Consider the following 11330-nt stretch of genomic DNA (forward strand, 5'->3'; position numbering starts at 1 on the left):
TGATAGCGCTGCCTTACGGTTTACCTAGTTACTAGATAAATCGTTGATCTTAAGCAGATCATTCAAGATTGCACTGCCATCTATTGGGGATAATACGCCATCGTTAAGGTATTCACCGTACTGACTTGAGCCTCCCTCAATCACGAGTTTCTGGCTAGATGAACCATCCGATTCTGAAATCGTTAGGATCAGGTTCTCTCCATCGGCTTCCAACCCAATCTCATTGTTCGCAAGTAGTGAATCAATAGAGTCTGAATTATCAGTATGAAGCAAATCAGAAATATCAATCTTATCTTCGCCTTTAGTGAAGTCTGTGATCGTATCAATCTCACCATCTCGAATTCCGGAACCTTCATCGACAAGTTTAAAGATATCATCACCAGAACCACCTATAAGGATGTCGTCCCCTTCGCCACCGACCAAGATATCGTTCCCGCCGTGACCAAATAAGATGTCGTCACCTTGTTCTCCATAGAGTGAATCTGCTTTATCTCCTTGGTGGTTTTGATTAAATTCATCGATATGATCTTTCACATAAGTATGAATAGCTTCGGCATCAACTTTAGAAATATCTTGACCAGTTTCTTGTGCGACATGGGATTGAATTGCACTGATTCCCTGTTCATTGCCACCAAACTCGATCAAGTCACCAAGAAGGATGTCATCACCCTCTCCACCGCGGATGATATCCGAACCTTGTTTCAATGGAACATCTTGACCAAGTATCGTTTCTGCAAGTTTCGTAACATCAATTTCTGATTCGACAACGCCATCGGTGTCGTATTGTTGCAGTATGCTTTCCGATACGCCGCTTCCCAGACCGATTGCCTCCACACTCGAAAGGAGAGCTAGAACTTGATACATATGCTGAGCCTGAACGGAACTTCCACCTCTGTCATCGTATTCAAGGATTCCATTCTTACGGTCTATATCACCGATTTTCTGCCCCGTTTGAGGAGAGAAAAGATGCCCATCACTGTTGATTAAGACGTTACCTTTGTAACTAACGGTTTGACCAAAGCTGTAGCTGTTATCATTAACCACATCTTGCAACGTAACAAGCTGCCCATCGTCACCCACATCAAGTATGACTTTAGAGAATTCAGGACGCTTTATATTGTCGAGGTTATCGTATGTATTTGGCTGACCGTCGGTAATAAAGTATGTGATATTTTCTCCATTGACGTTTGGCTGAGTACCAAACCAATCGACTGCCGATTGCAAACCAGATTCATAGTTCGTATTACCACTACCGTAATCACCGATCTCATTGAGTTCCTCGACAAAATCAGTTCTTGCAGTTGCAGAACTCAGATCCACTTCAATCACCTTCGTCGCCCCAGTAGCAAACTCAGAAAGCAATATGTTTACCGTACCGGGCTCAACACCTTGGTTAACGGATGCAAGTAGCTCGTCAAAAACGTCCAGAACTTCATCTTTTGCACTACCAACCCAGCTGCCCATGCTGCCAGACGTATCAAGCACAAACGCAATGTTGTAATCCTGTCCTGCGATGATTTCTAAACCTTGGACATCACCAACAATGAGGTCATTGTCGGCATTACCTTTGATCGTGTCATCTCCGTGCGAACCTGACTTAAGCTCAAACTCACGAGCAGTAATGTCAACCGATTCCGTTGTCGTTGCGGCATCATTATTTGATGCTTCTACAGACGTTGCGGTAACACTCATAGGAAAATCAAAGCTGCCTTCATAATCGAATGGTACTTTAATCTCCAACGATGCGTGGCCTTGACTATCGATATTGACAAGGTAACTGCCATTGAGCTCTGGAGTAACTATCAGGTCATTTACGTATAGCTCTACGCCCGACGGTAAGCCGTCGATGAGAACAGTTTGGTTCAAGCTCTCGCTGCCATCAGCGTCGACTAAATCGACATTAATATCGATAGGAATCCAACGATCTTGCAGTATCTGATAAGTCCCGTCAGGGTTAAGTTCTACTACTTTGTCGGCAAAGACGACACGCTCGATCTCATATAAGTGATCTCCACGGTCTTCTTGTCCTGTATTGTCATTAACCGAATCGATGGAGCGGTTATCCAAGAAGATCCAGTATGGAACATCACCACCGTGGTTATTCTTGAAGGTAAACTCGTAGTCACTAAAGTTACCTGTTAAGTAAACCGTATCTGTCCCATCGTGTTCCGTGATGGTTGAAGCATCATCACCATAGAATGAGTCATTCTGCCCACCTCCAACAAAGACATCGTCACCGCCACCACCATAGAAGGTATCGTTGTAATCGGTACCAACAAACAGACTATCTGTATCTGAAATGTCGTTATTATTGCCGAGCATTACGTTTGCTGGTGGATTGTCTTCTTGATAAACACTGTCTAGCCCCAACCCAGCAGCAACTGATGCATTCTGGGGTTTGGTACTATCAATCGCTGATGTAACTAGGCTGTGGTTTGAATCAACCGCATCGTTCTTTGAAATATCGCCAACTGAAATCGTAACTTTTGGCGCGTCTGCGACAGCAACGACCTCAATATCCAATGTCTCTGTTGCGCCGGTGTTCGTGGTGTATGTAATCGATGGAACATCACCAGACCAATGTTCAACCGGTTCGAACTTGTAGCTACCGTCTTGGTTTACCACCAATGAACCACTATCTAACGAGACCGTTTCACCAACAGCGTAGTCTGTATTGTTAACGGTAATATGGTCGACCAATAGGACATTATCGCCATCAGTATCATTCAATAAAACATTACCCTGTAGCGACACATCTTCATTCGTGATGCCAACATCACTAGTTGTGTTTGTCGCTAGATTTTCATGCACGACGACATTAATCGTGGCATGTGAGTCTTCAGTATCACCATTCGAGCTTTCTGTACTTGTCGCCGTTACCGTAATGGTAAAGTCATCGTGCGATCCCGCTGGTGGTGTCACCGTCAAAGAGTCAAGTGACCATCCTGTAACATCCAGTGCTTCGTTCACTGTCGCTACCGTAATAGAATTCACTCCATCAGAGAGCACCGCCCCAATTGGCAAACCTTTTAATGTCACTGCAAGTGATTCAGAGCCATCAGTATCAGTCAGACTTGCTCGAATTTCTGAAATTGGAATAGCGGTATCTTGCAACCCTTCATTGACTTCATACGTCTCATAGAACTGAACGCCGTCCACTTCTTTTAACTCAGAAGTTCTTGCATCGATTGCATCCAAAGCAACTGAGTCACTCACCACATACAAGTTGCTGTTACTTAAATTAACTGGCGTTTGGCCATTGATAGAGACATCTACATTAAAATTGCCAGGCCCACTCTGGTTGTGATGATAAATCTCTATTGCGTAAAAGCCGGAAACAGAAGGTACAAATTCACCACCTTTAATGTCGCCACTCCCATTACCCCAGCGAGCCTCATCAACAAGTGTTCCACCAATTTTAATTGCTAAACTATCATCAGCGGTACCTACGAAGTCGTAGCTTGTACCAGCTTCTAGGGAGACTAATGCTGTCACTAATACGGCTTCATCCGCTGCTGTTGCACCTGACGCGGTATCCTGAACATTGGTGGTGGTCGATTGGCTGCCATCTTCTAAATCTAAAGCTTCAATAGCATCAACCAAAACTTGTCCCGCAACACCTTGACCGTTATCAGAACCAATAATGACATTTGTCCAAGAAGTCACGTTGAAATCTTGTTGAGGAAGAGATAACCCTGGAGTCACTGTAACCAAATTCGGCGCATCTGCATCTGGGGTAACATCAATCGTCAATACAGATTCTTGCCCCGTATCTTCCCCATCCGTTGGTTTAAAACCAATTTGCGCATAGCTCCCTTCTTGATTACCAACTCCATTTCCAGTGAAGCTGTCATCACCAGATTCGTTTACCTCTGGAGTGAAACGTACACTATCGGCATCAAACTGCGATTTACTCAATACTTGGTCTGTTTGAACCGTCTGCCAATTTCCTTGCTCATCTTTGTACTCAAGTACACCGTCGCTAGGAAGCGACGTAATTTGGACAGACAGCGTCGATGTTTCTGAGTCGGCATCCGTGACGCCAAATGATTCCCAATCCAGAGTGACTTGGGAATCTTCTAGAGTGGTAACTGACGAAGGCGAAGCTTCTGGTGCATCATTCACGTTTACAAGTGAAACATTAACCTCTGCTGTGTCTACGCCACCCGTACCATCGGCAACCTTCACCTGCAGTGTATAGTCGCCTAAATCAACATCATCAATAGTCTTGTTGAGTGAAACCTCCCCCGTCGATGGGTCGATATCAAATAGGCCGTTCGTTGTTGTTCCATCAGCAAAACTGTAAGTAAGTTCATCGTTATCTAGATCTTCAGCAACAAGCGTACCCACAACAGTGCCACTAACACTGTTTTCATTTACGGTGCCAAAGTCATAAACATCATTGTTTGCTGCATCGCCAGGAAGATCACCGTCAGAAATAAACTCCGGTGCGTGCTGAGCGTCTGCGATAGAAACCGATGCCTCTTTCGAAGCCGCATTCAACGAAGAATCTGCACCACTCGTTCCAATAAGCGTCACTGTCAGATCTTCAGCGCCTTCATAGATACCGTCATCTAGCGTCTCAATATCAAGGGCGACTGAAGTTTGGCCCGCAGGAATAGTCACGGTGTAAGTGTTTGGCGCGGAGTAATCATCGCTGTCAACATCACCACCAATTGTGAATGTCACCACGACATCTTCATCCGCTTTCTGGTCGATGCTTACAGTAAAGTTCGCATCATTACCTTCTGCGGTAGAGCCAGTGTCAGCGACAATGCTGACTTTCGGTGCTTGCTGAGCGTCATTGATAGTCACGCTCGCACTGTTATTTGTCGAAGCCGTTGCGTCTTCTTTAATGGTGACAGTAAATGACTCTGCACCTTCATAAGTGCCATCAGTAAGCGTAGTGATGTCGAGGTCGACAGAAGACTGGCCTGCCGGTACTTCAATGTTTGCAACACCAGTAAAGTCAGTACCATCTTGAGCCGTACCAGAGTATTCGAACTCAACCGTTACTTTCTCATCAGCGACTTGATCCAAGCTCACAGTAAAGCCTGCTGTTTGACCTTCGTTGACGCTGTCTTGGTCGGCAACAATGCTGACTTTTGGTGCACTCTCTGCGTCTAAAATTGTTGCCTGGCTAGTCGCTTGACCATTAGTTGTCACCCCATTACTTTCTGTAACAGTAAGGCCAAACGTTTCATTTCCCTCGTAGATATGATCTTCGTTAGTCGGCACAGTAACCGTGATATCCTGGATTCCCGCAGGTATTGTTACATTCCCATTTCCATCAACATTCAATGATTGTGTTTGGCCATTAGTGTCTACATAAGTCACAACTAAGTCGCCAAGGTCATTATCCTCTGCTGAATAGTTTCCGTCCGTCTCTACCGATAGGTTAACAACAACAGCACTTTCAGTTTGATTTGATAACGAAACCGTAAAGACTGCATTTTCACCTTCATCGACATTCCCGCCACCATCTACGATTAGCGTAGGCTTGTCGTTATCTGGTGTTGTCGGCCCCACAACAGAGCCGTCATCTTTTATGTTCGCTTGACCAACGGCAGAACCATTTGAAGTGATGCCAGCAGACTCCGTCGCGACTAAACCAAAGCTCTCAGAGCCTTCGTAGACATCATCCTGAGTCGTAGGAACAGATACTTCGATTGCAGTAATACCAGCAGGAATAGTGACATCACCATTGTCTGAAACGGTTAGTGATTTCGTTTCGCCTTCACTGTCTTTGTAGGTTACGACAAAATCTTTAATGTCAGAGTTTTCTGCTGTATATGCGCCACTCGTGCTCGTAGCCAAATTGATGACGACTGGTGACTCTGTTTGATTAGATAAAGAAACAACAAATATTGCTTCTTCCCCTTCATTAATATCACCACCACCGCTGATAGATAGCAGCGGTTTATCGTTATCAGGCGTTGTTGGACCGACAGCTGAGCCATCATCCTTTATCACTGCCTCACCACTCGCCACGCCGTTTGATGTAATACCGCCAGTTTCGGTCACAACCAAACCAAAAGATTCTGCACCTTCGTAAACATCGTCTTGTGTCGTTGTTATTGTTACCGTGATATCAGTAACTCCGGCAGGAATAGTAACGTCTCCACTTGGACTTACATCCAGAGTCTGCTCGTGGCCTTCTCCGTCAATATAAGTCACCGTCATGTTACCAAGATCTTCATCTTCAGCGGTGTAGCTGCCATCTGTCTTTGGACTTAGATTGACGACAACAGGACTTTGAACTTCGTTAGACAGCGACACCGTGAATACTGCGTCAGAACCTTCACTCACGTCACCAGCATTACTCACTGAAAGTGTCGTACTATCATTATCCAAAATTGTTGATGAGCCCGACTCGCTACCGATTTCAACTTTCATCGTCTCGTCATTTTCAACAACAAGATCATCAATCGTCGGCACAATGATTTCGAAGCTACTAACACCGGCAGGAACAATCAGGTAGCCGCCTGCAAAAACAACACCATTCGTGTAGGTTGCATTTGAGAGGTTGACGTCTGAATCATCTGCCGATGAGCCTGGAGCCAATGTAGTTATTGGATACTTAACCGCCGTTTCTGTCGCCTCATCCAGTACCACAGAAAACGTAACGTCTTCTCCTTCTGTAACAGTGTTCCCTGTTAAAGATAGATCCGGACCGTTTTCCGACACGTTGCCGTCTAGAACCTGATTAGCAATAGTAACCGTTGCAGGGTCACTTTCAGCGTTACCAGAATCAACTACAACGTAGTCAAAACTATCTTTAGGTGGGAAGCCCTCTACATAACGCAACTCCCAATTCCCAGATGTTTTGGTCGAGAAGTCTAATTGAGTAATTACCGCCCCTTCAGGTAGAGGGTAATCCTTACCGAAGCCAATACTGGTCGCCTGGAATAGCATGTTGTTGCCTTCTGGCTTCAAGAACTCAATAACTTGAGTTTGCTCTGTGCCGTTAGCATCAAGGTATGTCACCGTGATAAGAGCAGCATTGTTGTCGCCGTGCTCAAACAAGCCTCCTAGACCATCCAGACCAAGATTCACGCTGCCAACAGGGTTCTCAGACAAATCAATGCTGATGGTTTCGCCGCGCTGAATGCCTTGCCCATCGTTATCAGCAATACCATGACCAATATGTGAGACTTCTCGGTTGTATTGAGCTAGCACACCACTATCAGAGGAGATATCAATAGACGCTCCATTTACTAGATATTCGGTTCGACTGTGTGACTCACCACCGTCTGCACTTAAACCCCAGTTGTAGAAATCCGTCGTTGACTCTTCTCCATTTGGAGAATTAGGTCTGTCTTTGATACCAAGCAAGAATCCAACATTATCCGCTTCGTAGTAGATGCTGTCTTTGTTGTACAACGAGCCATCGGCCGATGTAATTTCTTGAAGATCGCCATTTTCATCTTTGAAATACAAGGTGCCAGATGTTGGTAGCTCTGTTATCCGGATCTGAAGATCATCACCATTTAAGTCATCCTCAACGTCAGAAATATGATCGCTTTCTGAGCCTTGGTCCAAAGGCTTATCATCAGTATCAAAAATTACGTTAGTAATAAGTTCGTCAGCGCTATGGTCAAAGTCTTCGTTAAGTGGCTTGTCGTTTACAGGAGTAACGTTCAGCGTAACTGTTGTGGTTTCAGTAACACCGCCAGAAGTAACCGTGTAAGTGAACTCATCCGCGCCGTTGTAATCTTGGTCTGGCGTGTAAGTGATCGTGCCGTCGTTGTTCACAACCACACTGCCGTTAGTCGGACCATCTCCAGATTCAACTGTAACAACTGGTGATTGTCCTTCGAAACTATCGTTGTCTAACACATCCAAAATGGTTGGCGTATCTTCAACGATATCTGCACTATCAGCGACAATATCGGCAACGGCATTGACTGTGAAATCAACTTTCTGACTCACTTCCAAACCACTTGGATCTGTGGCTGTAAAAGTAAGCTCTTCAGAACCATTCCAGTCAGCGGTTGGGGTGATCGTCGCGATACCATCGACAATTGACACTTGAATGTTGCTGTTACCAGAAACAGTAAACGTTAGCTCGCTATCTGAGTTATCAACATCACTAAATGCATCATTCAAGTTGATGGTGTACTCAGCGAAGTCTTCCGGTAGAACTTGATCGGCAATGGTGTTTTCTACCGCTGGCTTGTCGTTAACAGGCGTAACGTTTAGCGTAACCGTTGTGGTTTCAGTGACACCACCAGACGTGACTGTGTAAGTAAACTCATCCGCACCGTTGTAATCTCGGTCTGGTGTGTAGGTAATGGTGCCGTCATCGTTAACAACCACACTGCCATTTGCAGGGCCATTGCCCGCTTCGACTGATACAACTGGCGATTGACCTTCGAAGCTATCGTTGTCTAACACATCCAAAATTGTTGGTGTGTCTTCAACGATATCTGCACTATCTGCGACAATATCAGCAACAGCGTTAACTGTGAAATCAACCGTCTGACTCACTTCCAAACCACTTGGGTCTTTTGCAGTGAACGTTAACTCTTCAGAACCGTTCCAGTCTGCTGTTGGTGTGATAGTCGCGATACCATCAACAATCGATACTTGAATATTGCTGTTACCAGAAACGGCAAACGTCAATTCGCTATCTGCGTTATCAACATCGCTAAAGGCATCATTCAAGTTAATGGTGTATTCAGCAAAGTCCTCAGGTAGAACTTGGTCTGCAAGGGTGTTTTCCACCACTGGCTTGTCGTTCTCTGGGGTAACGTTTAGAGATACTGTTGTGGTTTCAGTGACACCACCAGACGTGACTGTGTAAGTGAACTCATCCGCACCATTGTAATCTTGGTTTGGTGTGTAAGTGATCGTTCCGTCATTGTTCACAAACACACTGCCATTTGCAGGGCCATTGCCCGCTTCTACTGATACAACTGGCGATTGGCCTTCGAAGCTATCGTTGTCTAACACGTTCAAAATGGTTGGTGTGTCTTCAACGATATTCGCGCTGTCAGCGACAATGTCGGCAACGGCATTGATTGTGAACTCAACGGTCTGGCTAACGCTTTCACCATCAGGATCTGTCGCGGTAAACGTTAACTCTTCAGAACCATTCCAATCTGCTGTTGGTGTGATAGTCGCAATACCATTAACAATCGAAACTTGGATATTGCTGTTACCAGAAACACTAAACGTCAGATCGCTGTCTGCGTCGTCAACATCGCTAAATGCGTCATTTAAGTTGATGCTGTATTCAGCAAAATCTTCCGGTAGAACTTGATCAGCAAGGGTGTTTCCCACCACTGGCTTGTCGTTTACCGGAGTAACGTTCAGCGTAACTGTTGTGGTTTCAGTGACACCACCAGACGTGACTGTATAAGTAAACTCATCCGCACCGTTGTAATCTTGGTTTGGTGTGTAAGTGATCGTGCCGTCGTTGTTCACAACCACACTGCCATTCGCAGGGCCATTGCCAGCCTCTACTGACACGACTGGCGACTGACCTTCGAAGTTATCATTGTCTAACACATCCAAAATTGTTGGTGTGTCTTCAACGATATTCGCGCTGTCAGCGACAATGTCGGCAACGGCGTTGACTGTGAAATCAACCGTCTGACTCACTTCCAAACCACTTGGATCTGTGGCTGTAAAAGTAAGCTCTTCAGAACCATTCCAGTCAGCGGTTGGGGTGATCGTCGCGATGCCATCGACAATCGATACTTGAATGTTGCTGTTACCAGAAACAGTAAACGTTAGCTCGCTATCTGAGTTATCAACATCACTAAATGCATCATTCAAGTTGATGGTGTACTCAGCGAAGTCTTCCGGTAGAACTTGATCGGCAATGGTGTTTTCTACCGCTGGCTTGTCGTTAACAGGAGTAACGTTTAGCGTAACCGTTGTGGTTTCAGTGACTCCACCGGAGGTGACTGTGTAAGTAAACTCATCCGCACCGTTGTAATCTTGGTGTGGTGTGTAGGTGATTGTTCCGTCGTTGTTAACAACCACACTACCATTTGCAGGGCCATTGCCCGCTTCTACTGATACAACTGGCGATTGACCTTCGAAGCTATCGTTGTCTAACACATCCAAAATTGTTGGTGTGTCTTCAACGATATCTGCGCTGTCAGCGACAATGTCGGCAACGGCGTTGACTGTGAAATCAACCGTCTGACTCACTTCCAAACCACTTGGGTCTTTTGCAGTGAACGTTAACTCTTCAGAACCATTCCAGTCTGCTGTTGGTGTGATCGTCGCAATACCATCGACAATTGACACTTGAATGTTACTGTTCCCAGAAACGCTAAACGTCAATTCGCTATCTGCGTCGTCAACATCGCTAAATGCATCATTTAAGTTAATCGTGTACTCAGCAAAATCCTCAGGTAGAACTTGGTCAGCAATAGTGTTTTCTACCACTGGTTTGTCGTTTACAGGAGTAACGTTCAGCGTAACTGTTGTGGTTTCAGTGACGCCGCCAGAAGTGACTGTGTAAGTGAATTCATCCGCGCCGTTATAATCTTGGTCTGGTGTGTAAGTAATGGTGCCGTCGTTGTTAACAACCACACTGCCATTTGCAGGGCCATTGCCCGCTTCAACTGATACTACTAGCGATTGACCTTCGAAGGTGTCGTTACCCAACACATTCAAAACAGTCGGCGTATCTTCAACGATATCCGCGCTGTCAGCGACAATGTCGGCAACTGCGTTGACTGTGAAATCAACCGCCTGACTCACTTCCAAACCACTTGGGTCTGTCGCGGTAAACGTCAATTCTTCAGAACCGTTCCAGTCTGCGGTTGGTGTGATCGTCGCAATACCATCAACAATTGAAACCTGAATGTTACTGTTACCAGAAACGCTGAACGTCAGTTCGCTATCTAAGTTATCTACATCGCTAAATGCGTCATTTAATTCGATGGTATAAGGCGTAAAGTCCTCAGATAGAACTTGGTCAGCAATGGTATTCTCAGCCACTGGCTTGTCGTTAACTGGTGTAACGTTTAGAGATACTGTTGTCGTTTCAGTGACACCACCGGAGGTAACTGTATAAGTGAACTCATCAGCACCGTTGTAATCTTGGTCTGGTGTGTAGATAATGGTGCCATCATCGTTCACAACCACACTGCCATTTAATGGGCCATTGCCCGCTTCTACGGATACAACTGGTGATTGGTCTTCGAAGCTATCGTTGTCTAACACATCCAAAATTGTTGGCGTATCTTCAACGATATCTGCACTATCAGCGACAATATCGGCAACGGCATTGACTGTGAAATCAACTTTCTGACTCACTTCCAAACCACTTGGATCTGTGGCTGTAAAAGTAAGCTCTTCAGAACCAT

1 protein-coding gene is annotated in these 11330 nt (G+C 45.4%); it reads right to left on the reverse strand.

All coding sequences use genetic code 11. The annotated features are described in order from the left end of the window. Positions 1-24: 24 nt before the first annotated feature. The gene (locus ATB76_RS23755; protein ID WP_179946851.1) at positions 25-11280 is read right to left on the reverse strand and encodes a tandem-95 repeat protein; all 11256 of its coding nucleotides are present in this window, start codon (positions 11278-11280) and stop codon (positions 25-27) included. Positions 11281-11330 lie beyond the last annotated feature (50 nt).

It is taken from the genome of Vibrio sp. MOR3 (genome assembly GCF_001557775.1).
In the GTDB taxonomy this organism is placed as follows: domain Bacteria; phylum Pseudomonadota; class Gammaproteobacteria; order Enterobacterales; family Vibrionaceae; genus Vibrio; species Vibrio jasicida.